At 46.6% G+C, this 26,655-nt stretch carries 27 protein-coding genes; 2 read left to right on the forward strand and 25 right to left on the reverse strand.

The window, feature by feature from the left end; all coding sequences use genetic code 11:
• Positions 1-129 precede the first annotated feature (129 nt).
• The 17 genes from GYO_RS41385 to spsA all read right to left on the reverse strand — a co-directional run bounded on the left by GYO_RS41385 (position 130) and on the right by spsA (position 18,939).
• Entirely contained in the window at positions 130-1,368 is a 1,239-nt protein-coding gene (locus GYO_RS41385) for an MFS transporter (RefSeq protein WP_014115584.1), read from the reverse strand.
• Between the two features lie 213 nt (positions 1,369-1,581).
• A complete protein-coding gene (locus GYO_RS41390) occupies positions 1,582-2,994 on the reverse strand; it encodes an amino acid permease (protein WP_014115585.1) in 1,413 nt (470 codons plus the stop codon).
• On the reverse strand, positions 2,994-4,694 hold the full coding sequence (locus tag GYO_RS41395; protein WP_014115586.1) for a M20 family metallopeptidase: 1,701 nt from the start codon (positions 4,692-4,694) through the stop codon (positions 2,994-2,996). The genes GYO_RS41390 and GYO_RS41395 overlap by 1 nt, the downstream gene beginning before the upstream one ends.
• 72 nt (positions 4,695-4,766) lie before the next feature.
• Complete coding sequence (gene pruA, locus GYO_RS41400) at positions 4,767-6,314, reverse strand: L-glutamate gamma-semialdehyde dehydrogenase (protein WP_014115587.1); 1,548 nt, start codon at positions 6,312-6,314, stop codon at positions 4,767-4,769.
• A gap of 239 nt (positions 6,315-6,553) precedes the next feature.
• Positions 6,554-7,828 (reverse strand): glutamate dehydrogenase, encoded by a 1,275-nt coding sequence (gene rocG, locus GYO_RS41405; RefSeq protein WP_014115588.1) that lies wholly within the window; start codon positions 7,826-7,828, stop codon positions 6,554-6,556.
• Positions 7,829-8,006: 178 nt separating this feature from the next.
• The gene (gene bslB, locus GYO_RS41410) at positions 8,007-8,471 is read right to left on the reverse strand and encodes a biofilm surface layer hydrophobin BslB (RefSeq protein WP_003222098.1); all 465 of its coding nucleotides are present in this window, start codon (positions 8,469-8,471) and stop codon (positions 8,007-8,009) included.
• A gap of 323 nt (positions 8,472-8,794) precedes the next feature.
• Positions 8,795-9,250, reverse strand: a complete 456-nt coding sequence (locus GYO_RS41415; RefSeq protein WP_003222100.1) for a dTDP-4-dehydrorhamnose 3,5-epimerase family protein — start codon at positions 9,248-9,250, stop codon at positions 8,795-8,797.
• Positions 9,243-10,094, reverse strand: coding sequence for a dTDP-4-dehydrorhamnose reductase (gene rfbD, locus GYO_RS41420; RefSeq protein WP_041521097.1), 852 nt, complete (start codon positions 10,092-10,094; stop codon positions 9,243-9,245). The genes GYO_RS41415 and rfbD overlap by 8 nt, the downstream gene beginning before the upstream one ends.
• 13 nt (positions 10,095-10,107) lie before the next feature.
• Positions 10,108-11,055: a dTDP-glucose 4,6-dehydratase gene (gene rfbB, locus GYO_RS41425; RefSeq protein WP_014115589.1), complete on the reverse strand. Its 948-nt coding sequence runs from the start codon at positions 11,053-11,055 to the stop codon at positions 10,108-10,110.
• Entirely contained in the window at positions 11,055-11,795 is a 741-nt protein-coding gene (locus GYO_RS41430; RefSeq protein ID WP_014115590.1) for a sugar phosphate nucleotidyltransferase, read from the reverse strand. The genes rfbB and GYO_RS41430 overlap by 1 nt, the downstream gene beginning before the upstream one ends.
• Positions 11,796-11,819: 24 nt before the next feature.
• On the reverse strand, positions 11,820-12,839 hold the full coding sequence (locus GYO_RS41435; protein WP_041521098.1) for a PseG/SpsG family protein: 1,020 nt from the start codon (positions 12,837-12,839) through the stop codon (positions 11,820-11,822).
• A gap of 2 nt (positions 12,840-12,841) precedes the next feature.
• On the reverse strand, positions 12,842-13,564 hold the full coding sequence (locus GYO_RS41440) for a glycosyltransferase family protein (RefSeq protein ID WP_014115591.1): 723 nt from the start codon (positions 13,562-13,564) through the stop codon (positions 12,842-12,844).
• Positions 13,557-14,678, reverse strand: coding sequence for an N-acetylneuraminate synthase family protein (locus GYO_RS41445; protein ID WP_014115592.1), 1,122 nt, complete (start codon positions 14,676-14,678; stop codon positions 13,557-13,559). The genes GYO_RS41440 and GYO_RS41445 overlap by 8 nt, the downstream gene beginning before the upstream one ends.
• Positions 14,678-15,547, reverse strand: coding sequence for a GNAT family N-acetyltransferase (locus tag GYO_RS41450; protein WP_014115593.1), 870 nt, complete (start codon positions 15,545-15,547; stop codon positions 14,678-14,680). The genes GYO_RS41445 and GYO_RS41450 overlap by 1 nt, the downstream gene beginning before the upstream one ends.
• 1 nt (position 15,548) lies before the next feature.
• On the reverse strand, positions 15,549-16,718 hold the full coding sequence (locus tag GYO_RS41455; RefSeq protein ID WP_014115594.1) for a DegT/DnrJ/EryC1/StrS family aminotransferase: 1,170 nt from the start codon (positions 16,716-16,718) through the stop codon (positions 15,549-15,551).
• 21 nt (positions 16,719-16,739) lie between these two features.
• Entirely contained in the window at positions 16,740-18,164 is a 1,425-nt protein-coding gene (locus GYO_RS41460; RefSeq protein WP_014115595.1) for a CDP-glycerol glycerophosphotransferase family protein, read from the reverse strand.
• 4 nt (positions 18,165-18,168) lie between these two features.
• Complete coding sequence (spsA, locus tag GYO_RS41465) at positions 18,169-18,939, reverse strand: spore coat dTDP-glycosyltransferase SpsA (RefSeq protein WP_014115596.1); 771 nt, start codon at positions 18,937-18,939, stop codon at positions 18,169-18,171.
• 319 nt (positions 18,940-19,258) lie between these two features.
• On the opposite strand from spsA, the gene gerQ reads away from it, so the two are divergent.
• Positions 19,259-19,795, forward strand: coding sequence for a spore coat protein GerQ (gene gerQ, locus GYO_RS41475; protein WP_014115597.1), 537 nt, complete (start codon positions 19,259-19,261; stop codon positions 19,793-19,795).
• Between the two features lie 43 nt (positions 19,796-19,838).
• Here gerQ and GYO_RS41480 read toward each other — a convergent pair whose 3' ends face one another.
• From GYO_RS41480 to GYO_RS41490, 3 genes are all read right to left on the reverse strand, one after another.
• Positions 19,839-20,210, reverse strand: coding sequence for a DUF423 domain-containing protein (locus GYO_RS41480; protein WP_003222123.1), 372 nt, complete (start codon positions 20,208-20,210; stop codon positions 19,839-19,841).
• Positions 20,211-20,271: 61 nt separating this feature from the next.
• Positions 20,272-21,594 carry a purine/pyrimidine permease gene (locus tag GYO_RS41485; protein ID WP_014115598.1) on the reverse strand — a complete coding sequence of 441 codons (1,323 nt, stop codon included), beginning with the start codon at positions 21,592-21,594 and terminating at the stop codon, positions 20,272-20,274.
• Between the two features lie 18 nt (positions 21,595-21,612).
• Positions 21,613-21,930: a YwdI family protein gene (locus GYO_RS41490; RefSeq protein ID WP_014115599.1), complete on the reverse strand. Its 318-nt coding sequence runs from the start codon at positions 21,928-21,930 to the stop codon at positions 21,613-21,615.
• A 167-nt stretch (positions 21,931-22,097) separates the two neighbouring features.
• Between GYO_RS41490 and GYO_RS41495 the strand changes: the two genes are divergently transcribed.
• Positions 22,098-23,468 carry an aldehyde dehydrogenase gene (locus tag GYO_RS41495; RefSeq protein WP_041521099.1) on the forward strand — a complete coding sequence of 457 codons (1,371 nt, stop codon included), beginning with the start codon at positions 22,098-22,100 and terminating at the stop codon, positions 23,466-23,468.
• Between the two features lie 27 nt (positions 23,469-23,495).
• On the opposite strand, the gene GYO_RS41500 is transcribed toward GYO_RS41495, so the two are convergent.
• The 5 genes from GYO_RS41500 to GYO_RS41520 form a co-directional block, all read right to left on the reverse strand.
• Entirely contained in the window at positions 23,496-24,173 is a 678-nt protein-coding gene (locus tag GYO_RS41500) for a uracil-DNA glycosylase (RefSeq protein WP_014115602.1), read from the reverse strand.
• Between the two features lie 14 nt (positions 24,174-24,187).
• Positions 24,188-24,994 carry a glycosyltransferase family 2 protein gene (locus GYO_RS41505; RefSeq protein ID WP_014115603.1) on the reverse strand — a complete coding sequence of 269 codons (807 nt, stop codon included), beginning with the start codon at positions 24,992-24,994 and terminating at the stop codon, positions 24,188-24,190.
• 89 nt (positions 24,995-25,083) lie between these two features.
• The gene (locus GYO_RS41510) at positions 25,084-25,617 is read right to left on the reverse strand and encodes a hypothetical protein (protein ID WP_041521100.1); all 534 of its coding nucleotides are present in this window, start codon (positions 25,615-25,617) and stop codon (positions 25,084-25,086) included.
• Between the two features lie 47 nt (positions 25,618-25,664).
• Complete coding sequence (locus tag GYO_RS41515; RefSeq protein ID WP_014115605.1) at positions 25,665-26,300, reverse strand: permease prefix domain 1-containing protein; 636 nt, start codon at positions 26,298-26,300, stop codon at positions 25,665-25,667.
• Positions 26,293-26,631: a PadR family transcriptional regulator gene (locus tag GYO_RS41520; RefSeq protein ID WP_014115606.1), complete on the reverse strand. Its 339-nt coding sequence runs from the start codon at positions 26,629-26,631 to the stop codon at positions 26,293-26,295. Before GYO_RS41520 ends, GYO_RS41515 begins: the two co-directional genes overlap by 8 nt.
• Between the last annotated feature and the right edge of the window lie 24 nt (positions 26,632-26,655).

Here is a 26,655-nt window from a genome sequence, read left to right on the forward strand (position 1 = left end):
ATTTTAAGTAAATTTTATCCAGCGACAATTGAACTGTCAACATTTTTTGAAAATATTGATAATTATTCCTATACAAACAAAAAAACCCTCAAAGAAGGGTTTTTTATTATAGGAATTTAGAAACTTTGTTTATTGGGATAAGGAATGATCAGCTTTCTGCTCATACTTGCCGTACTTTTTATATGCGAATACACTGAGCACAAATCCGAGCACTGTGATGGCGGCGCAAATCAATCCGACGGCTGCAAACCCGTACCCTACATATACAGGCCCCATCAAAGCAGATCCTAATGTCACAGCCAGATTCGAGGCGAGGCTGTAAAACACCATGATTTTCCCACGATGATGCTCTGAGCAGTCACTCAAAATGGTGCTAAGCAGTGTCACCGTCAAGCTTTGCATTAATCCCCAAATAAACAGGCTGACAATTAACAGAATCATTGAAGCCGGCGCATAGGCTAAACATGCCAGCAGCACGCTGATGACCCCCAGTGCAATCAAAAGGGAGCGCATTTTTCCGATGCGGTCGGCAATCTTTCCTGTAATGACACTCATGGAAAATCCGATGCCGTAAATCATGATAAATAAGCCCGCAGCTGTATTTCCTCCGGTAAAAACGTCCTGAAGATAGGAGCCTAAAAATGAATACATACCGTAAAAACCAATCATATTACAAAAGGTTATCGTGATATAAACGGGTACGCGCGGGACTTTCAGCGCGTCCCGGAATGTTCCAGCCGGCTCTTCTTTTTCTTCCTTGCCACTGTTTTTATGTTCGGCATGACGACGCATTTCAAACAGGATCAGCAGAACAACCAGAACGCCCATCAAGGCGAAGATCCAAAATGTCCATCTCCAATGCAGGACACCGCCGATAAATGATCCGATCGGCACACCGAAGATCAGTGCCAGCGACCAGCTTGAAACAATCAGTCCCATCACCTTGCCCCGATATGTATAAGGAACACGGTCTCCTACAACTGCATAAGCGGTCGGCACAAACGCTCCCGCAGCTAACCCCGACAGCGCACGGCCTAAAAAGAAGAAAAAGATATTTTGAGCCAAAGCGCATATCACTGTTCCTATGATAAAGATCATAAGCCCCGCCATTAAACTTAGTTCTCTGGAGTATTTATCACCTAAAGGAACCAGTAGCGGCGCACCGATAAAAATCATAACGCCGTAAATACTGATAGATAACGCAAGGACACTGACATCTGAATTGAAGGCTTTTGCCAAATCCGGCAGCAGCGGTGAGATGACAAGTTCTTCAGATCCGGCAGCAAATACCCCCATCGTTAAAGCCAATGCTAACAATAGTGGAAAATGATGTTTTGTTTTGATGTCATTGTTTTGTTTGCTGTTCATTCTTTATCAAACACCTCTTCCATAATCTTCTTATCATAAAGTTGAATTATAGTTTAGCATTGTTTTTTCACAATTCACAATACGAACGAAATCTTTATCATTTTTATTATTTTCATTTAAATATCAATATAGATTTATATATTTCATTTAAAAAACTGTTTTCTTGTCAGACGCAACACGTAAAAAAGCTCTCCGGTTTTCCGGAGAGCTTTTTTATTGGACCTCTGCCTGCTCTTGTTCAATCGGTTCATGATTTATGCGTTTTTTGATGCTCAGATGGTAGTACGCATAGCAAAAAATAATGATCGGCACGCCGCAGTACAAGCCGATTCTTTGATCCGGAATGAAAATGAGGCTGATCAACACGCATCCGTATAAACAAAATCCGAGAATCGGGACTAGCGGATAAAGCGGCGTTCTGAACTCCAGGTCATTCACGTTTCCGCCTTCAGCGAGGAAACGTCTGCGAAAGAAAAATTGCGACGCACAAATGGACATCCATGCGACAACTGTCACCATACCAGAGATTGAAATACACCATAAATACACCGTTTCTGCAGCCATGACACTTGTCAGCAGCGAACATCCGGAAATGCCAAGTGTAATCAGCAAGGCATTCATCGGCACGCCTTTTTTTGTCAGCCTGGTAAGAAAGGAAGGGCCCATTTTATTTGATGAAAGTGACCACATCATGCGCGACGCAGCATACAATCCTGAATTGGCAACAGACAAAATCGCCGTTAAGATAACAAAGTTCATGATATCAGCTGCAAATGGGATGCCGATTTGATCGAGCACTACTACAAACGGGCTTTCAATAACCCCCGCCGTTTTGTAGGGAAGAATGGCAACCAGGACGAACATCGCGAGCACAAAGAAAAACAGTGTGCGCCAAATGACATTTCGAATGGACTTTGGCAGTGTTTTTTCCGGATTTTCACTTTCCCCTGCCGCAATGCCGACAAGCTCCGTCCCTTGAAAGGAGAAATTCACCATGACCAGCGTAAACATAACGGCCAGCACCCCATTAGGGAAAAGCCCTCTATCAGTCATAAAGTTAGACAAAAATGGCGTTTCCTGTCCGCCTTTAAAGTCAATCAAGCCAAACACAGCGGCTCCGCCGATCACGATAAATAATACGATCGCTGCCACTTTGATGCTTGAAAACCAAAACTCCATTTCGGCAAAGCTTCTGACAGACAGCGCATTAATCAAAAAGATGACGATGCCAAACAAAAGACACCATATCCAAATAGGAACGGAGGGCAGCCACCTTTGCATCAAAATGCCTGCTGACGTCAGCTCCAAGCCTACTGTATTCGCCCAACTGAACCAATACAGCCACCCGATCATAAAGCCTGTCGACGGTCCCAGAAATTTAGTGGCGTAGGCCTGAAACGATCCGGCCACCGGCATGGCAACAGCCAGTTCTCCTAAACAAAGCATGACAAGATACATTAAAAATCCGCCGATGATATACGCGGCAATGGCACCGAGCGGTCCCGCCTGGCTGATGGTAAAGCCGGAGCCTAAAAACAGCCCGGTTCCAATCACCCCTCCTAATGCAATCATAAACAAATGCCTGCTTTTCATGCTGCGCTGCAATTCATTATGATGATCCTGCATCATCCTTCCCCCTTTGGTTCTTTTGCCGTGATGGTCATCCGGTAGCTCTGCAAAAGATGAACAGTGGTCTGCTGTATGAGGTGAGGCAAAACGTGAAATGTGTACGGTTTATAGACTCGTTCCGTCCATTTATGGCCGTCTTTTCCGTAAACGCCCATGTTAATGGATGGAATATTCAGCTTGCGTATGTCTTTGAACGGAATGGTTCCAATCATATTCCACCCAGGGAAGTTTCTGATAAAGGAATCAATTTCGCCATCGGTTTCGTGCAGCGATAAGAAACTGCCGTCTGCCAAGTAGGGGAAAAACTTTTTGAAGACAAATGTTTCGCCTGTCGATTCAGCGGTTTTGTCAGCCGCTTCTTTAATCACATGCTCCAAAAGCTGATCTCTTGTGCTATCTTCTTTTAAATAGTTATGCGGCAGGTAAGGAGGTGCGTAAAATAGAATGACTTTTGCGCCTTGATCGGGGTCAAGCTTTTGAAGCTCTTCGATTGCCTGAAAGCATCTCATACGAAGTTCGAGGTGCTCATTGGCTTTGAATGCCTGCTCGATACACTGCTCGGGATCTACGCCGCGGCTTCTCAGCTTTTCTAAGTATTGCTCCAGACTGTACACTTGAATGTCCCATGTTAAGTGTTTCTTCGGCAGATTGGTTCTCTTTACATATTCTTCATAATAATCTGATAATTTTTGTTCTGTGTCCCGGCATGCTTCCTCAGTAACTTCGATAAGCAGATCCATAATTTCCTTTGCTGTTCTTTCATAAATAAAATAATTGAAATACAAGCAGCTGCTGACAGCCGTTTGCACATTATAGGATTCCTTATTATCGCGCTGATACAAACAGGATGGGGGCAGTACCAACTCTCCTTCGATCTTTTCTGCCAGCTGAATGTTATTGTGGAGACAGCGTGTGATTTCTGATGAAATCAAATTTGGATCAATGCCTGCCAGCGTATCGCCAACATGTACTTCTCGCCCGTAGATGTAAAAGCAAGGCAGCAGTTTCCCCGCGGCTCCGGTGTAGATATACCTTGTCTTATCACCATCGTAAAGCGGCGTAATAAAATCCGTATTAATGGCAGCCAGATAATGAAGCTGTTTTTCTTTTTTTAGCCGGTTCAGCTCTGAAATGCTGGCGAGAACGCCGGAATGCTGACTCTCCTCATCCGGATTTGCCATAAACAATAGGTTTCCCGGCAGTGTATGGAGGTTCTCTGAAAAATGCAGAAGGTTGGCTAAATGAACAGCGATGCCGCTTTGCATATCGACAGATCCTCTTCCGAACATCCACTCACCTGATTCGGCATCCCGCTGAACATCTTGATCGAATTCATAACGGCTGAAGTACTCGGCCAATTTCTCGCAATCAAAAGCAATATCCTTTAAAGGGCCGAAATCTTCTATTCCGACTGTATCCAGATGGGCATGGTAAATGACAGTATTTCGGCTTTCTCCATGTCCTTCAATAAATGCAAAAATATTTTTACGATTGTATGGGTCGTTAGGAATAGCCTGTTCCCACACATGTTCAGGATTTTCCTGAAAATAAGGATAGCTCATGATCACTTCTTTGATAAAATTTGCCTTTGTCCCCTCTCCGACAGTGCCGTTCACACTGCTGAGACTGACCAGAGACGTTGTCAGCGCCTCCACTCTTTCAGCCGGCTTCATGTGACTGATTTTTGTATATAGCATAAATTGTCCTCCTGATCAAAAGTTGAAATCGTGCGATCCGCTCAAGGATCGCACGATTTTATTTCTCTCAAATCAAAAAGCTTCGGACGTTGTTTTGGCCTGCATGTGAAGAATTAAATAATCCGGGCCGCCTGCTTTTGAGTCTGTTCCAGACATATTAAAACCGCCGAACGGCTGATAGCCGACAATCGCCCCGGTACAGCCTCTGTTGAAGTATAGGTTTCCGACATGGAAATCCTCACGCGCCCGTTCAATGTGTGCGCGATTTTTCGTCAGCAGAGCGCCTGTTAATCCGTATTCCGTGTTATTTGCAATCTCCAGCATATGATCGAAATCACGCGCTTTGCAGATCGCCACAACCGGGCCAAAAATTTCTTCCTGCATCAGGCGCGCGTTTTCATCAACATCTGCAAAGATCGTCGGCTGAATAAAGTAGCCTTTTGAATCATCGCCTTCACCGCCGGTCAACAGCTTGCCTTCAGATTTGCCGATTTCAATATATGACATGACTTTATTGTAGGACGCTTCATGGATCACGGGACCCATATACGTATCAGGATCTTCCGGATTGCCTACAGCCAGCGTTTTCGTCAGCGCTACAGCTTTTTCCACCACTTCATCATAAACATCCTGATGGATGACCGCGCGGGAGCCTGCTGAACACTTCTGTCCTGAATATCCGAATGCTGAATACACGATAGAGGAGGCAGCAAGGTCAAGATCAGCGTCCTTGTCGACAAGCACCGTGTCTTTTCCGCCCATCTCAGCAATCACCCGCTTCAGCCATTTTTGGCCAGGCTGCACTTTGGCGGCACGCTCATAAATCCGGCAGCCGACTGCACGGGAACCTGTAAATGAGACAAACCGCGTTTTCGGATGCTCCACTAAGAAATCACCGATCTCCGCTCCATCTCCCGGGATGTAATTCAGAACGCCGTTTGGCAAGCCCGCTTCCTCCATGACCTCGACAAATTTTGCAGCTACTACTGGGGCTGCGTCAGCCGGTTTTAAGAGAATCGTATTCCCTGTCACAATTGCAGCCGCCGCTGTACCTGCCATAATCGCAAGCGGGAAATTAAATGGAGAAATGACGATGCCGACGCCAAGCGCTTCGTAATGGTATTGATTGAACTCGCCTGCACGGCTCTTCACCTGAGACCCTTCCTTGAGGCTTAACATTTGCCGCGCGTAGAACTCTAAAAAGTCTATCGCTTCAGCCGTATCCGCATCAGCTTCCTTCCACGGTTTTCCTGCTTCCTTTACAAGATAGCTTGAAAATTCATGCTTTCTTTTGCGCAAAATAGCCGCTGCTTTAAAGAGGATATTCGCGCGGTGCTCCGGTCTTTGTTTTTTCCAAGATTCAAATGCCTGCAGTGCAGCTTGCATCGCTTTTTCAGCAAGCTCTTGATCCGCTGTAGACGCGTACCCAATGATCTCTTCTTTATTTGCCGGATTAATGGAAACAATTTTGCGGTCCGTTTCTATTTTTTCTCCATTTATGACAAGCGGATAATGCTTGCCGAGCTGAGTGTTTACAAATGCCAATGACTCTTGAAATGATGTTTTATTCTTTGCTTCCGTAAAATCAGTAAATGGTTCGTGTGCGTATGAAACTGTCATATGTAGTCCCCCTTATGTCATGAAATATGTTTTCGTATGAATAAAAATGCAAGAACCATGCCATTTTTTTGTCTTTTGCTGAAAAAACTTGTTGAATCAAATGGAAATTTGTCTATTAGCCGACACCTTTCTCTTTCTCCGACCATGAAACGCAAATTTTATTTGCAGGTCTCACTCTTCCTGCAAAGGATAAACGCAAAATTTCTTTGCATCAGAAGAGGATATCTCCCCTTCCGAATTTATACCCACCCGCGGAATCGCGATGCCTCTGCCGATTTTCTGATGCCTGTCATGTAAGCCGCCAAGCGCATATCGACTTTATGTGTTGCCGCTGTCTGATAAATTGTTTCGAACGAATTGACCATGACGTTTCTCAGTTTTTCTGCGACCTCTTCTTCTGGCCAATAATATCCTTGGTTGTTTTGCACCCATTCAAAATAAGAAACCGTGACGCCGCCGGCACTCGCCAGGATATCAGGCACGAGGAGCACGCCTCTTTCATTCAGGATCTTCGTGGCATCAATGGTTGTCGGACCATTTGCCGCTTCGACGACGATTGACGCCTGAATGTTATGTGCGTTTTTGGCTGTGATTTGATTGGCGATTGCCGCAGGCACTAAGATATCGCAATCCTTTTCAAGCAGCTCCTCATTTGTGATGACGTCTGTAAATAAGTTGGTGACCATGCCGAAGCTGTCCCGCTTATCGAGCAAATAAGGGATATCAAGACCGTCCGGGTTGTAGAGACCGCCATGGGCATCCGAGATCCCGATCACCTTCGCGCCCGCATCATGCATGAATTTCGCCAGAAAGCTTCCCGCATTTCCAAAACCCTGTATGATGATCCGCGCGTTTTGCAGCTTAATCCCTTTTTTCTTCACCGCCTCTTCAATACAAATCGTGACCCCCTGTGCCGTTGCTGTTTCCCGGCCTTGCGATCCGCCTAAAACGAGCGGTTTTCCTGTGATAAAGCCCGGAGAATCGAATTCCCGCAGCCGGCTGTACTCATCCATCATCCAGGCCATAATTTGCGAGTTGGTGTACACATCGGGAGCCGGAATATCCTTTGTCGGGCCGACGATCTGGCTGATGGCACGGACATATCCTCTGCTCAGCCTTTCCAATTCTCCAAAAGACATTGTCCGCGGATCACAAATAATACCGCCCTTTCCGCCGCCGTAAGGAAGATTGGCAATCCCGCACTTGAGCGTCATCCATATGGATAATGCCTTGACTTCCTCTTCATTGACTTCAGGATGGAAACGCACGCCTCCCTTTGTCGGACCGACCGCATCATTGTGCTGCGACCGGTAGCCTGTGAACACTTTGACGCTGCCGTTATCCATTTTTACCGGAATGCGGACAGTGAGCATTCTCTGCGGCTCTTTCATAAGTTCATACATATCGCCCGGATAGCCCAGCTTTCGAAGGGCTTCCTTAATGATCGTTTGGGTAGACAGAAATAAATTAAGAGCTTCTTTTTCCTTATCTTTCGAGACTTGCTTTGCTGACATCTTTTTTCACCTCATTGTTTTTTTGACCAGCCAGAAATGTAAGCGCTTTAAAAATTCAACCGGCCAATTCCTTTCTACATTGGATTCACCCTTATTATCATGCAAGATCCGTACCAGTTTTTTTAATCAACAAAAAAAAGAGACTGAAAACATCTCAGTCTCTGATCACATCTATTTATTAACGAGGGTCAATCACCAGCTGCGTTTCAGCATAAAAACTGCCGATTCCCAAACCGTTTACAACATCGCCTTTAATTGTATAAGTGCCTGCGCGCGGAAGGGTTTTACGCACCATGACGAGGTCAAATTCAGTTGCGCCTAACAAATCAAGCGTAAGCGGGAGTCTGACTGTTTTTCCATCGTTTAATATCTGTGTTTCTTTCAGTGTTCTTCCATTCACTGAATCTCTTGTCGTTGCATGAAACCCGTCAGGAAAACGAAATTCTACCGCTCCGAGAGAAAGCACCGCATTTGGTTTATATGTTACCTCAATATCAGAAGTGGTCCACTCTTTTGTGCTGTTGATCGTTTTAGCCTCAATTGATGCAGACTGCGCATGAGCTTGGCCTGAAGGAAGCAAGATTGATAGTAAGACAGCTGAACTGATGAATAATGAAGATACAAATGAAGTTCTTTTTAACATGACATTTCCCCCTCAATTAGTTGTCGGAATTGGCCAGAGCGTCCTCTGCAGAAAAAGTGTTTTGCCATAATTCGCGAATTATCTTACTTTTTCTTAAAAATTAATCTATCATCATTTTCCATGGAAGTAAATGCTTTTTTAGGAATATAAACACTTGGGATTCTTTGAGAATTTCATCCTGTATATACAAGGGTCGAATGGACGATTTACTCTCTTTTTCTAGTCACATCCACCTGTTGATTTCTACCTTTTATCCTATTTTGAAAAAAGGACAAAAAAAAGGCGAAGATGCCTCCGCTCTTCGATTGATCATGTTCCTATCTTTATCTAAATTCGGTATTCCAATTAAAACCGATCGTCTCATCATTCCACGGAATTCTTTTTTCATCAGGCTGATCCGGATTATACGACATGGTGGTGAAGTAGATAATCGTCAGCGGCGTTTCTCCCAGCACTCTGTACCCGTGAGCGACCCCTTTTGGGATCAATAACAGCATCGGGTTGTCTTCGCCCATATAATAGACGTCAGTTTCTCCTTTTGTCTTTGAGTCCTCGCGCAGATCGTAAAGGACAACCTGAGCGTGGCCGGTTGGGAAGAACCAGAGATCATCCTGCTTCTCATGATAATGAAATGCTTTAATCACACCCGGATAGCTTTTCGACCAAGAGGCCTGCCCGAAATGCTCAAGAAGGTTCTCATCATCCCGAACCAGCTCAGCAAAAAAGCCCCTGTCGTCACTATGCTTCGTCAATTTTTTCACCTTGACTCCATCAATCACGCGCACTGCTCCTCTCCTGCAAATACTCCCGTAGCGCTTCCCGCCAATGGCGAGGGCGAATACCGGCTTCTTCAATGGCCCGATGGCTTAGCACAGAGTAAGCCGGACGGGGCGTTTTGTTTCCGTATTCTTCAGTCGTGACAGGCAAAATGACTGTGGCCAGTCCGCTTTCTTCCATAATGGCCTTCGCGAATTCATACCAGCTGCATATGCCTGAATTGCTGACATGATAGATGCCCGGCGGATGGCTGAACAGCTTGATAACCGCTTCTGCTAAATCCTTCGTATAGGTCGGCGAACCCATTTGATCGCTTACAACCCGCAGCTCTTGTTTCGTTTCAGCAAGCCTCAGCATGGTATGAACGAAATTGCTGCCGCCATGTCCGTACACCCACGACGTTCTGATAATCGTGCTGTCTTTTGTTGCTAATCGAATCAGTTCTTCTCCGAGCTTTTTGCTTTTGCCGTAGATGGTGTTCGGATCGAGGGGATCGTCTTCCCTGTATGGCTGGGTTCCTTTCCCGTCAAATACATAGTCCGTGCTGATATGAATATATTGAGCGCCGATGCGGGTTGCCTCCAGCGCTGTATAATAAGCGCCGATTCCGTTAATCGAGTACGCTTTATCAAGTTCTGTCTCGCATTTATCAACCGATGTAAACGCGGCCGTATTGACCACGATATCCGGCTGATAATGGCCAAACGAATGCCGTACTGAGCGCTGGTCAGCAATGTTCATCATCTTCTTTGTTAACGCAATGACCTCATACCCGGCTTGCTTCAGCTGGCGGCACAGTTCCAGGCCAAGCTGTCCTCCCGCACCAGTCACCAATACCTTTGTCAATCGGATCACCTTCTCATCGGTCATTGTCTGTATACCAGCGAATCGTACGCGCAATGCCTTCTTCAAACGGCACTTCCTGCCGCCAGCCCAGTTCGTTTTTCAGCTTTGAAGCATTGATCGCATAGCGCCGGTCATGCCCTTTTCGGTCTTCCACGTGGGCGAACAATTCCTCACAGTCCAGATGCTTCATGATGATGCTCGCCAGCTCTTTATTTGTGCGTTCATTTCCGCCGCCGATGTTATACACCTCGCCGTCGGTTCCTTTTTCTAAAATCAGCTTGATGGCGCGGCAATGGTCCTCCGCAAACAGCCAGTCTCGGATCTGGAGCCCATCGCCGTACAGCGGAACCGGTAGGCCTTGCTTCGCATGACGGATAATCGTCGGAATCATTTTTTCGCTGTGCTGGTAGGGGCCGTAATTGTTGCTGCATCGTGTAATAATGGCTGGTAGCTTGTGGGTTTTTACGTACGATAACACGAGCAAATCAGAGCTTGCTTTGCTGGCTGAGTATGGGTTATTAGGGGAAAGCGGCGTCGTTTCAGTAAATGCGGGATCATCCGCTTCTAAATCCCCATACACCTCATCTGTTGAAATATGAATCAGCTTCTTGGCTTTTCCCTGCAAGACCGCTTCCGCCAATCGGTATGTCCCCATGACATTCGTGGTGATAAACGGCTCCGCTTGGGAAATGCTTCTGTCCACATGCGATTCCGCAGCAAAATGAATCACACCGTCATAGGTCTCATCAAACGCCCGGTCGATATCCTCCTGAACGCTGATATCCCCTTTTACAAAGCGAAATCGGCTGTTTTCCTTTAGTTTTTCCATTTCCTCCGGGTGGCTGGCGTACGTTAGTTTATCTAAAACGGTAATGCGTGCATCCGTTTCCTTCAGCATGAGCTTTGTAAACGTGAGCCCGATGAAGCCGGCTCCGCCCGTAATTAAATATGATTTTGCCATCACTTTTCGTCCTGTCCTTTCTGTAAAGCCTGATGTACAAGCTGAGAGGCGAGATGAAGCGATTCGTGAGTTCCGGCATCGACCCACCAGCCTGATAACACATCATACGTAAGCTGGCTGTTTTCGATGTATAGATTATTCACATCGGTAATTTCCAGCTCGCCGCGCTTCGACGGTGATATTTGTTCAATATACGAAAACACCTCCGCATCATACATATAAATGCCGGTTACACAAAGGTTGGTCGGCGGATGTGCGGGCTTCTCGATAATGGAACGAATCCGCTTGTTTTTCTCATCAATCTCAGCAATCCCGAAGCGTTCCGGATCATCAACTTCTTTCAGCAGCACCTTTGCTCCTTTTCCCTGCTGTTCAAAACGCTCCGTAAAAGGCTTTAATGAATCTTCGAATATATTATCACCTAATAATAAAATGAAAGGCTCTTTTTTCGTAAAGCGTTTTGCATAAGACAGACCATCCGAAATGCCCGATGCGGCAGGCTGGACCTGATAAGTGATTGTGACGCCAAGCTCTTCCCCGTTCCCAAGCAGTTTGAAAAATTGCGGCATATGCTCTTTTTGGCTGATGAGTAAAATGTCTTTTATTCCGGCTTCCTCCAGCTTCATAATCGACCAGTAAATCATCGGATACGGGCCTACAGGAAGCAAATGCTTGTTGACGGCTTTCGTTAAGGGCATAAGGCGTGAGCCGTTTCCTCCGGCTAAAATAACACCTTTCACATTAACACTTCCTTACATGCATTTTTATGCCTTTTGATCATACAAATCTAAAAGAATAGCTGATACCCGTTTGATGCCTTTGCCATCCACGAGCAGCCTTCCTCCTTTGTGCAATGAAAGGCGAAGAGGATAGCTGCTGATGATTCGTGACATCTGATAGATAAGCGTCTCATCCGATACAAGCTCTCCCAAGCCAAGATCAAGAGCGGCGCCTAGCTCAGCGAATGTTTTGGCTGTTGCCGTTTGGTGCTCAACCTGAGAAAGGACGAGGCACGGCACGCCGATGCAAATGGCTTCGTACAGGGAGATGCCGCCGGCGACAATGGCTGCATCCGCTTGTTTCATCATACCCGCCATATCATTTGTTTGCCCGATCACCGTGTACTGCGGCTTCTTTTGAATCTGCCTTCGGACCGCCTCTTGGTGCGGTGAAGCGCTCCCCATCACAAACATCATGTTTTTGTCTTTCATGGCGGGGACTTGGTCGGCTGCAGCCAGCACTTTAAAAACAAGCTGCTTCGGATCACTTCCTCCTAATGCAACAACGATATTGCGGCATTTTTTCTTAAGTGTGTAATCATTTCTTGCGGCTCGGAAGGCGGGGTGAAGAATAAGATAATCCGGCCCTTCATAGATGCGGGTGTTTCCCTGATCGTACACCCTGCTTTTGATATCGCCGTAAATTCCGTTGATGACTGCGTCACTTTGATGAATCGCTTTGGCGTTTTTCTCTTCAAAAAGTACAATTTTTGCATCTGTTTCCGCCTTTATTTTCTTTAACAGCTCAACAGGTGCGCCGAGAATATCAAACAAAACCAGATCAAGTTTCTTGCTTTTTATTTCCCGGAGAATAAATTCGTGCTGCTGCAGCTCCGGCTTTACGATGACATGCCAATGCTCTTCATGAAGAAATGGTTCAGACTCCTGATTCGTATAAAACGTAATCAAGCAGCACTGTTTGAGTTCATCCGCAAGTCTCTTCATCCGGACAACATGGCCCATTCCCTTTTCATAACCCCCGTCTGCGACAATCCCAATATGCATGGCTATTCAGCCTCTCGTTCGTTTGCCGCACCAAGGTTCCGGTTCAGCAGACTTATGAGCTCTGAGGCGGATATATCTGGGCGCTCGCCTGCTTTTTGATAAAGAGCCTTTATCGATTCATAGTCTTCCTTTGTGTCAATGGTCAGCCGGTATTGAGGGCCGCGAAATTGTTCCGGCGCCTCTAAAAATTGAACGTGATAAAGATCTGGATGATCCCTTATATATAACGTGACATGCTCCTGATATTGATCCCCCAACGCCTGAATCCGGCTGATGTCTGTTAACAGCTTGGCGCTGACCGCTTCGCCGCAAATCCCTAACGGGGTATTCAGGATATACGTATAATCCGCTCCTTGATCAAGATGCGCCTTAATCATCATATCGAGCAGCTCTGGATCAACAAACGGATTTTCACCTGTTAACCGGATGACAACTGTCGGTTTGACAGCCTCAATGACCTTCACAAACCTGTCGAGAACACGTTCCTCACTGCCGCGAAAAACGCGAAAGCCATGTTTAACACAGTGCGCCTCTAATATGTCGTCAGTTTCTTTATCAGACGTGGCGATGACAAGATTATCCCGATCCTTTTGATAAAAGGCGCTTTGCCGGACGCGGTGAACGATCATATCGAGTAAGCGATTGGATCCGAGCCGACGCAGCACTTTTCCCGGAAGCCGTGTTGACCCCATTCTGGCTTGAATGATAAAGAGAATGTCATTCATGAAACGGGCTGTCCTTCACTAAAATGTCATCCCAGACAATGCCTGTGTCGGCCGGAATGTCTCTTACAGCCCGAACGCCGCAAGTCAGCAGCTCAAAAAATCTCGGGTGCATCCCCTGCGGCTTTTGCCCGGGGCGAAGCACTGCGATATTGTCTTCACTAAAAGCTTCACCTTTTTGAATCGGAGCCGTTGTAAAAATCCCTCTGTATGCAAAATTTCGGATTTCTCCTTCGATGGCGGTCGTTGTTTTGTATGAACTGCCAAGCAGTTTTTCAGAGACCGGCTTCCTGATTCCTTGTTTCATCTCAGCCTCGGTTTTCCTGATGCTTTCGACCATTTCTTTCAATTCGTCCGGATTTAACGCAAACGAGTGGTCGGCGCCCGGCAGGTTTTTATCGATCGTAAAATGTTTTTCTATCAGTCTTGCTCCGAGCTGAACCGCGGCACACGGCGCTTCTGTCGGATGCTCGCTATGATCGGAGAAGCCGATCACCGCATCAGGAAAAGCGGCGGCAAGCATCGGAATGACGCTGAGGTTGCTGTACTCCGGCGGCGCAGGGTATTTCGCCACACAATGCATAATGGCAATTTGATCATTGCCTTCTGTCCTGATGGTGCTCCAAGCTTCGTGAATATCAGAAATCTCCGCTCCGGCTGTTGAAAATATCATCGGCCTGTTCATACGGGCGACATATTTGAGCAGCGGAAGATGGTTAATTTCATAGGATGCGATTTTAAAAGCGCTCGGCGAGGTGGAATGAAGCAGGTCGGCTGACCCTTCGTCACATACTGTGCTTAAAAAAATTACCTGCTTTTCTCGGCAGTAATCCAATAGCGGAGAAATCCAATCAGCTGGCATTTCCATTGATTGAACCAAAGAAAAAATAGAGACGTCCTTACCCGCCGCTGTTTTGTACAAACCAGGATCTTTCTGGTACATCTTATCAGCCTGGAACATTTGAAATTTCACGGCATCCGCTCCAGCTTCCGCCGCTGCATCAATCAGCGCAAAGGCCTGATCAAGCTTTCCATCATGATTAATTCCTGCCTCGGCGATAATAAATACAGGCGCGTCTTTGCCTACAGTTTTATTCGCGATCTGAAACTCTGCCATTATTTCGCCTCCTTGCCCGGCCAAATATGATAATAATAGTATGATTGTTCAGCGGTGAAGCCCATTCTTTCATAAAGGCGGATCGCCCTTACATTGTGAAGCTGCGTCCCCGCTGTTACCGTTTTATGCTTCTGTGTCTCCGGTTGTTCTATGAGATTCGCCAATAAATGAAACGCGATACGTTTTCCTTCAAACCCCGGCTTTACAGCCATCAAATCGAGAATACATTCATCGTCTCTTGATAAGCCCTGAAGATAGCCGATGACCTCGCCATTATGCTTAGCGGCAATATTTATAGCCGCCCTTCCATTCAGGTTGTTTCGTGTCCACTCCTGAAAAATTTTGTTTGCTGCTTCACGGCTGAGATGAGGATCTTGAAAATATCTGCTTTTTGTAAACGAGTCTCGGGCCAGCTCACATATCGCTTCTGTGTCTCCAGGCTCAGGCGGGCCCAGTTCAAAAAACGGCGCTGTTTTGTCATAAAAAGACGGGGGCTTCGCCAGCTTCAGCAAACTGCCGACAAAGTAAGAGGATGGCTGCTGCTGTATCACATGCGCCGCTCCGATATCTTCAGCCGGAACACGAACAAAGATAAAATCCGTTTCATCCATTTGGCGTACAGAATAAAAAGCTTCAAACAGCCTCTTCAACTGCCCGGCGCTGTTTGCCGCAAGAAGTTTGACGTTCATGACTTTCTTCTGAAGCATCTGGCTTTCCCACAGAGAATCTTCGTAAAGCAAGACGCCTTGGAGCCTGCTGTTTTCAAAAAGGCCGAGGGAGAATTGATACGGAACGTCCAATGTAAGCTGCCTGCTTTGGAGAAGACTCTCAATCGCTTCTTTGGAGACATTTTCTTTTACCGTGTACACTTTAACCAGCCCCTTTTACGATATCCCGCACAGCGTCAATGACATCATCTACATCCTCGTCAGACATTAATGGATAGAGCGGGAGTGACAGGGTTCGTTTATAGTAATTCATGGCGATCGGGAAGTCCGCTTCCTTAAACCCGAATTGCTTTTGATAATACGGATGGGTGTGTACCGGGATAAAATGAACGCTTGTGCCGATATTGTATTCATCCTTTAAAGCCGTAATCATTTCGCCGCGCGTGACACCGGCCTGTTTTTCATCAACTTGCAAAACATATAAATGCCAGGCGTGCCTTCCGTCATCATGAACAAACGGCGTGATCAGCCCCGGAATCTGCTGAAAAGCGGCTTGGTAGCGGCCGGCAATCTCTTCTCTCCGTTTCTGCATATCATCTAACCGTTTCAGCTGATGAAGACCGAGAGCCGCCTGCAAATCAAACATGTTCATCTTATAGCCGGGCGATTCGACTTCATAATACCAGCTGCCATTTGAAGAATAACGGTTCCATGCGGCTTTGCTCATGCCGTGAAGGCTCAGCACCCGGATGTTATCGGCAAGCTCCTCATCGTCTGTCGTCAGCATGCCGCCTTCGCCTGTCGCCAGGTTTTTAGTGGCATAAAAGCTGAATGCCGTCGCGTCCCCGATAGAACCGATCATTCTTTGCTTATAAGTCGTATACACCGCATGTGCTGCATCCTCCAGCACGAATAAGCCATGCTTTTGGGCAATTGCCAATATCGCATCCATATCACAGGACTGCCCGCCGAAGTGGACGGGTACAACTGCTTTCGTTTGCGGTGTGACGGCCGCCTCAAGCTTTGCCGGGTCAATATTGAGCGTGTTTTCGTCAATGTCCGCAAACACAGGGGTCGCTCCTGTATGAATAATCGTATTGGCGGTCGAGCTGAACGTAAGCGGAGAGGTAATGACCTCGTCACCCGGCCCGATCCCTTTTGCTTTCAAAGCCAAAAATAAAGCAGCGGTACATGAATTCAGCGCCACGGCGTGCTTTGCCCCGACAAACGCAGCAAACTCTTTTTCAAACTGCTGAACCTTCGGGCCTTTGGAGAGCCATCCCGATTCAAGCGTATCTGTAACCTCCTGAATTTCTTCCTTGCCGATTAACGGCAATGAGTAAGGAAGAAAATGATTTCTCTTTTGCACCATTTTCTTTGCGCTCCTATCATTTTATTCAGTATCTTCCCGCCTGTAATCAACCCCTGTTTTGGCTTTCAGTACCGAAAATAAAGCGTTTGTTGATTCTGCCACCGGATAATTAGCAGCTGTGAATGCCATACGCGCCTCTTCTGCTTTTTGATGCACGGCGGGACTTCGAAGAACCTCAATCAAGGTGCGCGCCAGTTCATCCGGCTGATCAAACATAAAATCGCCAAGAGACTCATAATACGGATACGAGCGGTTTCCGGATGATTTCCCGATCAGCACAGGCTTTTGAAACAGCATGGCTTCAAGTCCGACTGTTGAGGTTTGCGTCACTGCCGCGTCAGCATACGGCAGCAAATCATACAGATCCAGCTCCTTTTTGATGACTCTGCATGCGTTATGTTTTTTCGCCGCAGCGTGATATAGATCCAGCTTGTTTTTTCCGATTTCCCAAGGATGAGGTTTAATGATAATTTGCAGCTGTTTCTGATCAGAAAGCCCTTCTAGCACACCTGAATAAAAATCTTCTGAAAAGGGCTGGGTCGCAATGAGCACGATTTTTTTAGATGGATGAAAAGCAAGTTTTCGATAGAATGTGGACATGTCCATAGGGGTTCTGTTAAAAATCTGATCGAAGCGGGGATGTCCCGTTACGAGAATCTGCTCAGGTTTACAGCCTTTTCGTTTGAACCACTCCGCTTCATACGCACCAAAAACAGCTTGATAGGTTGTAAAAACAGGAATGAAGGCTTCATCTCCCATCAATGCGCCATGCTGAAGGCAAATGCTGACGGCCCCTTTTCTTCGACACATGAGAGCGAGCACCCTGCTGTAAATATCTTCTGCCGTTCCGACGACAACGGCCGAAATCTTCTCCTGCTCAAACAGCGTATCAACCGTATCAATGGCTTCCATAAATAAAGGAATATCTTTATAAAGCCGGTCGCGAAATGCTTGATCACCGAATGCCGGGTGGTCTTCAAAAGGGGCGAGAATCGAACAGGCTGTTTCGAGATACGGCTTCGGATCGCCTTTTTGGCATGATTCGGCAATCTCACGCTTGCTAATCACAGGCAGATCACAATAATGCGGCAAACTCCATCTGGCCAAAACAGCCGTTTTTTCAGGGTCAAATTGATAGTAATTTTCGTTTGAAAAACGCAGGTAATCAAAGTGCAAAATGACTTTCCCCTTAACAGGTTCATCGTTTGTTTTGACTATATTTTTAATTTTTTCTTCAAAAAACGGCTGAATCTGCCCTTCATCGATATGCTGATCCACCGGTCCGAATAACTCCGGTTCTTCTTCCATCATCACCCTTAGCTCAGGGCTGATGTATTGATAAAAATTACTGATAAGCCCAAGCGGAATCCCCTTGTAGCGAAGTCTGTCAAAAAGCTCCACATACTTCCGGTACAGCACCCAATAGTTGCTTAAATAGGCCGACAAGCTCTCACCCCATTCCAAGCTTTTTTAATGATTCCCGCAGCTCGCGGCAATTGCGTTGCGGAGGAAGGTTCCTGACAAATTCATTTTTTTCTGATTCAAACAGCTGAAAGTGAATCGATTGGTCGGTAATATAATTCAGATCCAGCTCCTCAGCCAGCGGGTAAAACGGATAAAAATGATTGACTCTCCAAAAGAACCGGGCATCCCCAATCCGGTAAAACGCCGGGCTTTCATCCCAATAGGAGCCAAACTCCTCCTTTACCTTCTCAAGCACTGAATACCTGTGCATCACCGAACAATGATCGATGGCGCACGGCGCGTTCCATGTCACTTGGGCGGCAGGCCTGACAGTTTCTTTTATGATGTCGCGATGCTCGTTTAAATGATAGGTTTTGGATGCTGAGTAAATCACAGCCTTTTCAGGATGAGCATCGAGCTCCTGCACCATTTTCAGGAGCCGGTCCGGCATATAGATGTTATCATCCGTTGCATAGGTGATATATTCACCCTCCGCCATCTCAATCGCCTGATTGATCAGCGCCGCGTACCTCGTTTTTTCCGTTCTTTCCTTTACTCCAGATACATCACTTTGATAAAAACGCACTCGGTTATCATTCAAAAAAGGACGGATTACATTCAGCGTCTCTTCATTGGAGTTGTCATCCATAATAAACAATTCAAAATCTGAAAACGTTTGTGAGAGTATGCTAGAAATGGACTTTGCCACATAATCGCTTTTGTTATAGCTCGTCATAATGACTGATACTTTCGGCAAATCCTACACCTCCTTCTTGAAACTTCACACCTGAAACTAACGTTATCTTATGTTGCTTATGCGCAAGTTGCGCTAGGGATACAAACCAATATGCAAAAAGTTTGTGTATGTCTACGAAAAACAGCAGCTGCCCAGATCAAAATCTGTGCCGTCTGCTGCTCTTTTTCCGCATATTCCAAGCATCAGCCTCATAAGGTGAAAGAGATAAAAATCGCACCAGCGACTAAGATCGTTTTCCATCGGAGGTGAGTCATCGCGGAGCGTTCATCTATACATCCGGAACATGTTTTGATTGGTTTTCATAAAAAGGAGGAACGATATGAAACCGAAAAAAAATCAATATCAGCAAATGCAGGGATTTGATAATATGCAGGGGTATCAGCCTCAGTACGGTGCCAATCCGTACCCGCAGCAAGGCCAAGGCGGACAAATGCAGATGATGGGGATGCAGCCAATGATGCCAATGCAGCAGGGGCAGCAAGGACAGCAGGGCTTCGGCTTCCCGGGCCAGCAGCAGGGCGGCGGGTTTCAAATCCCATCGGGGCCGACACCGTCAGCGCCGGGCCAAAGCGTTCCCGGCATGCTGCCTGTTGAGGAATCTTACATTGAGAATATTTTGCGCCTGAACCGGGGAAAAACGGCTACCATTTATATGACATTTGAAAACAGCAAGGAATGGGGCTCGAAGATCTTTCGCGGCGTCATCGAGGCTGCGGGCCGGGATCACATTATCCTCAGCGACCCGAAATCAGGAACACGCTACCTGCTCCTGACAATCTACCTCGATTACATTACATTTGATGAAGAAATTGCGTATACGTATCCATACTCCATGTCGTCCTATTCGCCAAGATAAAGAAAAAGCCAATCACTCATATCATGAGGATTGGCTTTTTTGTTTATAGATATTTGACGGCTGCGACAACGATCATAATCCAAGAAATAATAAACGCCACACCGCCGAGCGGGGTAATCGCCCCAAGAATGGAGACTTGCGTCACACTGAGAATATATAAGCTTCCGGAAAACAGCACAATTCCCGCGAACATCAGCCAGCCGGCTGTCGTGACACTGCCGATGCCGGATAATTTATCGGCGAGAAACGCGACAACGAAAAGCCCAAGGGCGTGATACATATGATACTGGACGCCTGTGTGCCACACCTGAAGATATTTATCAGGAATTTTCCCTTCTAATCCGTGAGCGCCAAATGCCCCAAGTCCCACGGCAAGCAGAGCGTTAATAGCCCCTAATATGATAAACACTTTCATCTATCTCTCCCGCCTTTTCGTTAAACTCATATCATTTATCTTATCGCACCTGAACCAAAATTCAACGTTTGTTCTCCGATGACACGAGATTGTCGGATTTTCTCCTGCGCCAAAGCTGAAACTGGTCTGCCGCTATTGCAGCAAGCGTCCCTAATACGAGCCCATTGCTTAACAGAGAAATCAATACCGGATGCAATCCCTTTAATGCAGTTTCAGGAACAAACATGATACCGACCCCTGTCAGCAGCGAGATGCCGATGACAGACCGCACCCTTTTTAATTCTGCTTTCTCATATGAATCAAATTCTGCAAAGGCCAGACCTCCCATTGCGGAGAACACAACAAAGTTTACCGCAAATCCAACGGGTGACGGCAGGCTCGCAAACGCATTCATAAAAAACGGGATCACGCTGATCACGACAACCAAAATACTGCCGATCATAAACGGTTTTTTAGAAGACATTTTCGTCGTCTCAATAAAACCTGCGGCTCCCGAAATCGGAACCGGAGCAATGGCTCCTGTCAAACCGCTCAGCAGATGGCTGAATGAGGCGGCAAAACCGGCATGTCGTTCATGATGCTGTTCATCCGGCTGTTTGCCGAATTTCTTCACAGCGATGTCCACAACCTTCATGCTCGCCAGCATATTTACGATCAGCAAGATGGTAATAAAAATTGAGGTGATGATCAGGCCGCTGTTAAATAACGGGGCGCCAAAAGGAAACAAGGAAGGCAGCTGAAACAGCCGATCCGGCATTTCAATCGGCTTTGCCGCTCCAGCAGCCGCAAACAGCACCCACCCGCCGAACAGGGCCAATAAAATAGAATATTGCTTGAAAAACATGATGTTCGAATTTGTCATCATAAAGGCGGCAGCGATCACAACAAGTGCCAGGCCAAATACAAGACCGTCCACCCCGTCCTTACGATAGCCGATTCCGAGAATTCCTTTTATAATGGGCTGACTCAGCTGCATCACCAGCAGCAATAAATAGACACCCGTGACAACCGGAGTAAACAATTTTGCAAGCCGGTCAATGACCTTGAAAACACTTAACAAAAAGAAACATACAGCGCTTACAAGAAGAGCTCCCTGCAAACCGCGCAGTGTGTCCCCATATGTCGCAAACACAGTTCCCGTCAGCCCGGCGTAGATCGTATACACTCCCCACCACAAGCCCGCGGGGCTTTCATTGATCGGCAGTCTGTGGCCTTTCAAACACTGAATGACGGCGGCAATTCCCAGCACAAAAAAGGTGCTTTGGATCAATCTCGCAGAATCTGAGTGATCCAGATGAAACGACTGGGCAACCGCCACCGGAACAACAATCGCCGCAGCAATGATAAACGCTGTCCATTGCAGCGCACCAAGAACCAATTTCACGTAGCTCAACCTTTCTCATTAAAAATCAAATAAAGACTCTCCGTTTCCGTCCTCTTCCTGCTTCTCTTTTTCCTGCTTTCGATATTTGTTTAATCCCGCGCTTCCCATCATTTTTTCCATCATCAGCTGGTCTGTCGATGGCGGTGCGGCAGGACTCGGCGTGCTGCTCGGCTGTATGCGGGGCGCGCTCGCGGTCTCCGGCTGATCCAGCACGAGGTCACACAACGAACGGACAACTGCTACGTAACGCTTCAGCTCCTCATCCCGTTCAGCTGTCTTTGCCTTTTTCAGCTCCTCTTCCATCTTTTGAATCAAAGCAGATATATGAATGTTCATCAAGAACCCTCCAAAAAATAAATGTCGTCTTCCTGCATTTTATCAAATTCCTGCCGCGAACGCAGATATGAGTTTGTTATTTTTTCTGACAAACCTTGCGCATTTGACAAGCAGAAGAGATTTTTCACATAATAAATCACCATACCTTACAAAAAAGGAGCGACGGCATGAACAGCATCCCCTCTATCGTCAGCAAGCATAAAGCCTATTTTGCGGCGGGGCATACGAGACCGCTAGAATTGAGACTGGACATTTTGCAGAAGCTGAAACAAGCCATCAAAACACATGAAGCCGATTTAACAGCCGCTCTCTATCAGGATCTCCACAAATCTGAACAGGAGGCGTACACGACAGAAATCGGAATTGTGTTGGAGGAAATCAGCTTTGTGATGAAACGGCTGGGGAGATGGATCAAGCCAAAACGAGTCAAAACACCGCTGACTCATCTAGGCTCCAAGAGCATCATCATCCCTGAGCCGTATGGAACCGTTTTGGTGATTGCGCCTTGGAACTATCCCCTGCAGCTGGCGCTTTCTCCCTTAATTGGAGCTATTGCCGCCGGGAACACGGTCGTTCTCAAACCGTCAGAATATACGCCGGCTGTTTCCGCTGTTCTTTCCAAACTCATCAGCAGCGTTTTTCCGAATGATTATGTCGCTATGGCGGAAGGCGGGCCCGACGTCAGCACAGCATTATTACAGCAGCCCTTTGACTATATTTTCTTTACCGGCAGCGTTGCCGTGGGAAAAATCGTCATGGAGGCTGCCGCCAAACAATTAATTCCCGTTACCTTGGAGCTCGGCGGCAAAAGCCCCTGCATTGTCCATAAGGATGCTGACATACAGCTTGCCGCCAAACGCATTGTCTTCGGGAAATTTACAAATGCGGGACAAACCTGCATCGCACCAGATTATTTATTTGTCCACGAAGACGTCAAAATGAAGCTCATAGAAGAAATGAAGCGTACAATCATTAAATTTTACGGCCCTCAGCCCGAACGTAATCCGCAGTACGGCAAAATCGTCAGCGAACGCCACTATCAGCGGCTGCTCAGCTTTCTGAATGATGGCGTTCCGCTCACAGGCGGACAGTCTGATCCTGATCACCACAAAATAGCCCCGACGATTCTTGAGCAAGTGAAAGATGACTCTCCAGTGATGCAGGAGGAGATTTTCGGGCCGATTCTTCCACTCTTTACATACGGCGATATCGGCGAAGTCATTGAGAAAGTCAAATCGCGCCCAAAGCCGCTCGCTCTGTATGTCTTCACCACAAATAAAGAAATCGAGCGGGCAGTTTTAGAAAACCTGTCGTTTGGCGGAGGCTGTGTCAATGATACATTAATGCACGTCGCGACACCGTATTTGCCATTCGGCGGCGTCGGAGAAAGCGGCATCGGCAGCTATCATGGATTTGACAGCTTCAACACATTTACGCACAAAAAAAGCGTCGTCAAACAAACGAACCGCTTCGACTTCGCATTTCGTTATCCTTCCTCCAAAAACGGACTGCAAATAATTCGGAAAATACTTAAATAAAAAGCGCAGAATATCTGCGCTTCTTTTTTACAAATCCGGTATACACCAATCAATCGGGGCCTCTCCCATTTTCTCCAAGCACGCATTCGCCCGGGAAAACGGCCTGCTCCCGAAAAATCCGTTTCTTGCAGAGAACGGGCTGGGATGCGTGGATTCAATGATAAAATGCTTGGACGTGTCGATCCGTTCTTTTTTCATTTGAGCATGCCGCCCCCACAAAATAAAGACAATCGGCCGCTCTCTTTCATTCAGCACGTCAATAACCCGATCCGTCAGACGCTCCCAGCCTTTTCCCTTATGGGAATTCGCCTGTCCGCGCCTTACTGTCAGCACAGTATTCAGCAAAAGAACCCCTTGCTTTGCCCAACTCACAAGCGATCCGTGATTCGGGATGCTGCACCCGATGTCCTGCTGCAGCTCAAGAAAGATATTTTTTAATGAAGGCGGCTGCTTCACACCTGGCTTTACGGAGAAGCTTAAGCCTTGAGCCTGTCCTGGCCCGTGATACGGATCTTGGCCGAGAATGACGACCTTGACATCATCGTATGGGGTATAATGCAGCGCATTAAAAATATCCCGGCTGTCCGGATAAACCGTTTGCTCCGCGTATTCCCGCTTCAGCATTTCTCTGAGCTCTTGATAATATGGTTTCTCAAACTCTTCCTTCAGCTGATTCCACCAGCTGTCTTGTAAAAGCTGTTTCAAGATTCAGGCCTCCCTTACGAACGATGAAGTCTGGAATAGACAGGTTTGCCATCCCAAACGATCTCACTTTGTGCTTCCCGTCTTTTCATCTCAGGCTCTTCAAGCAGGACGGCAAAGTTCTTCGTCGGCAGTTCCCCGAGTCCGTGCTTTTCACTTAAACGATCCAAATATTGTTTCCGCTTGGCGCCAAGGTCCGCGGACTGATTGTCTCCCGCGTCACTGAAGGCATAAATCACACTCGCACAAGGGACACGCTTCACCCGGTACTCCTTCGCCGCACGCAAATAAAAATCCCAGTCCCAATAATTGTGCACATCAGCATCGAAATACCCGATTTCATCATGCAGAAAACGTCTGTACATGCTGCCCGACGGCACGTATGTAGAGAACACTCTCATATCCTCGTAGTCAGCGGTATAAGCAAATAGCTTCCGCGAAACTGGATATCTTGTTCCGTTTTTCTCTTCAAACGAGACGATTTCCGCATCAGCATGAACAAAATCTGCCGTTTCTATTTCCTTCGCCATTCTCTCCACATGCCCCGGCGTAAAGAAATCATCGTCATCACAAAGCATAATGCAATCGCCAGACGCCTCTTTTACACCGGCATTTCTCGCAGCCACATGCCCCGAGTTCTTTTCTAAATTGATGACAGCAATCGGCAGCTCCGGATACAGTGCTTTGACCGGCACGACCGATTCCCCGGCATCATTCACAATAATAATTTCATACGGCTTCAAGGTCTGCTGCGAAATCGACTCCAGAAGCTCACACAAAGCCGGAATCCGATTATAGGTCACAATTACGATAGAAATCTTCATGATGCTCTCCTTCTCATTTTCATAGTCATGTACTATTAAAACATATATTGGACAGGAGATCAGTGGGAATATCCTACTGAAACGGGATACTAGAATGATAGAAACAGTAATGTGGCTCCGATCAGAAGCACCATGATCAGTATCAGATCTCCAAAGACAGGAAAAAGATCTTTCAGGCGGACGCCATTCGGAAGGATGAGATGCCACAGCTTAGATTGATAGACCGGAAGCAGCACCAGCGCATAAGAAAGACACAAAAAAGTAAAAGCCGGCGGAACAAAAGCACAGCCTGCATCGTCCCAATTCATCACGATGTCTTTCATACTAGATCCATCCAATAAAAACAAAGATATCATGAAGGCAAGCAACACAAAGGACCCCAATTGAACCTCGAACAGGCGCATTTTCTGGTTATATGCAAATCGGACCGCCCAAAACCAGACATAAGCATATGAACATAACAGCATAAGAATGGCACCGGCTGTAAAGACGACATCAGGCAGCCAATCAAGCAGAAAAACAAAAGGCAAGCTGGCTAACATAGCCAAGAGCATGCAGCCACCAGTAAACAAAAATACTGCCCCATGAGCGACAAAACCATATAAACAAGAGCTAATCCTCACGACATACACCTCCCTTACATAGAATTTCTATGTATATACCTAAAAAATCAGGCAAGCTGACGCCTGCCAATATAACAGCCCATTCGGCCGAATAACGGAAATAACAGCGTTGCACAAGCACAAGTTCCGACAAACCAAGGTGTCAGCAAGGATTGAAACAGCGCAGCAGGAATTACATTGAACAGAAAAACAAGCATAAAAATGACGTTTGGCACCATTGAGATCAGAATCGTATGGAAAACAAGCTTTTCTCCGCGTTTTCCAAACTCCCTCACCCCTTGATACCCAATCAGGACCCAGTAGATAATATATGCAGCTAAGATCAGCCACACAGAAACAGAAATGCCTTTCCATATAGCATGAACAATGGGTGATTCAAGCCAGGCATACATCATCGTAATGGCGATGCCGACAGCGAATAGTGCGCTGTTACAGAAAAGATGGAACATCAAAAACGCACGGAACGTTACAGGCTGTTCTTTTTTAAACGAAGAAACAATGTCAGCAGGCGTTCCGAATGCCAGTAATAAAGTCTGCATAGCTTCCGCCTCACTCTTCCCTTCTTGAAGAGAGTGAAGCAGATGATGTTCAATATGGCTCTCAATCTCTTCTATCACTGCCTCGCCTTCAGGAAGCTCCTTAAGCCCGTTTTTGATTTCAGATAAATACGTTTCTTTATCCATTCTGCCCGCTCCGTTTCAGCAATCGGTCCATCATAGCGGAAAATACGCTCCATTCCTTCGTACGTTCCGCCAGCACCTCTTTTCCTTCATCTGTAATCCGGTAATATTTGCGGTCCGGCCCTTTCTCCTGCTTTTCCCAATATGAAGAAATAAACCCTTGGCGTTCAAGCTTGTGAAGAGAAGGATACAAGGTCCCTTCTTTCATCTGCAGTTCATTTCCGCTGCGGCTTCCCATTTCTTTTACAAGCTCATAACCGTACATCGGCCGCTCGTTCAGAAGCGTCAATACCAATATAACAGTGCTGCCCTTCACCAGCTCACGATTTAACATCACAAAACCCCTACCTAGTATTCT

The organism is Bacillus spizizenii TU-B-10 (assembly GCF_000227465.1).
Taxonomy (GTDB): Bacteria; Bacillota; Bacilli; order Bacillales; family Bacillaceae; genus Bacillus; species Bacillus spizizenii.

What these genes read in the sequence shown, in the direction of transcription:
- pruA (WP_014115587.1), bottom strand. Translation starts at nt 6,314, where the DNA reads ATGACAGTTTCATACGCACACGAACCATTTACTGATTTTACGGAAGCA.
- rocG (WP_014115588.1), bottom strand. Translation starts at nt 7,828, where the DNA reads ATGTCAGCAAAGCAAGTCTCGAAAGATAAGGAAAAAGAAGCTCTTAAT.
- GYO_RS41495 (WP_041521099.1), top strand. Translation starts at nt 22,098, where the DNA reads ATGAACAGCATCCCCTCTATCGTCAGCAAGCATAAAGCCTATTTTGCG.
- GYO_RS41480 (WP_003222123.1), bottom strand. Translation starts at nt 20,210, where the DNA reads ATGAAAGTGTTTATCATATTAGGGGCTATTAACGCTCTGCTTGCCGTG.
- GYO_RS41505 (WP_014115603.1), bottom strand. Translation starts at nt 24,994, where the DNA reads ATGAAGATTTCTATCGTAATTGTGACCTATAATCGGATTCCGGCTTTG.
- gerQ (WP_014115597.1), top strand. Translation starts at nt 19,259, where the DNA reads ATGAAACCGAAAAAAAATCAATATCAGCAAATGCAGGGATTTGATAAT.
- GYO_RS41520 (WP_014115606.1), bottom strand. Translation starts at nt 26,631, where the DNA reads ATGTTAAATCGTGAGCTGGTGAAGGGCAGCACTGTTATATTGGTATTG.
- GYO_RS41390 (WP_014115585.1), bottom strand. Translation starts at nt 2,994, where the DNA reads ATGCAGGATCATCATAATGAATTGCAGCGCAGCATGAAAAGCAGGCAT.
- GYO_RS41515 (WP_014115605.1), bottom strand. Translation starts at nt 26,300, where the DNA reads ATGGATAAAGAAACGTATTTATCTGAAATCAAAAACGGGCTTAAGGAG.
- GYO_RS41440 (WP_014115591.1), bottom strand. Translation starts at nt 13,564, where the DNA reads ATGAATGACATTCTCTTTATCATTCAAGCCAGAATGGGGTCAACACGG.
- GYO_RS41435 (WP_041521098.1), bottom strand. Translation starts at nt 12,839, where the DNA reads ATGCATATTGGGATTGTCGCAGACGGGGGTTATGAAAAGGGAATGGGC.
- GYO_RS41445 (WP_014115592.1), bottom strand. Translation starts at nt 14,678, where the DNA reads ATGGCAGAGTTTCAGATCGCGAATAAAACTGTAGGCAAAGACGCGCCT.
- GYO_RS41395 (WP_014115586.1), bottom strand. Translation starts at nt 4,694, where the DNA reads ATGCTATATACAAAAATCAGTCACATGAAGCCGGCTGAAAGAGTGGAG.
- GYO_RS41385 (WP_014115584.1), bottom strand. Translation starts at nt 1,368, where the DNA reads ATGAACAGCAAACAAAACAATGACATCAAAACAAAACATCATTTTCCA.
- bslB (WP_003222098.1), bottom strand. Translation starts at nt 8,471, where the DNA reads ATGTTAAAAAGAACTTCATTTGTATCTTCATTATTCATCAGTTCAGCT.
- rfbB (WP_014115589.1), bottom strand. Translation starts at nt 11,055, where the DNA reads ATGGCAAAATCATATTTAATTACGGGCGGAGCCGGCTTCATCGGGCTC.
- GYO_RS41455 (WP_014115594.1), bottom strand. Translation starts at nt 16,718, where the DNA reads ATGGTGCAAAAGAGAAATCATTTTCTTCCTTACTCATTGCCGTTAATC.
- GYO_RS41490 (WP_014115599.1), bottom strand. Translation starts at nt 21,930, where the DNA reads ATGAACATTCATATATCTGCTTTGATTCAAAAGATGGAAGAGGAGCTG.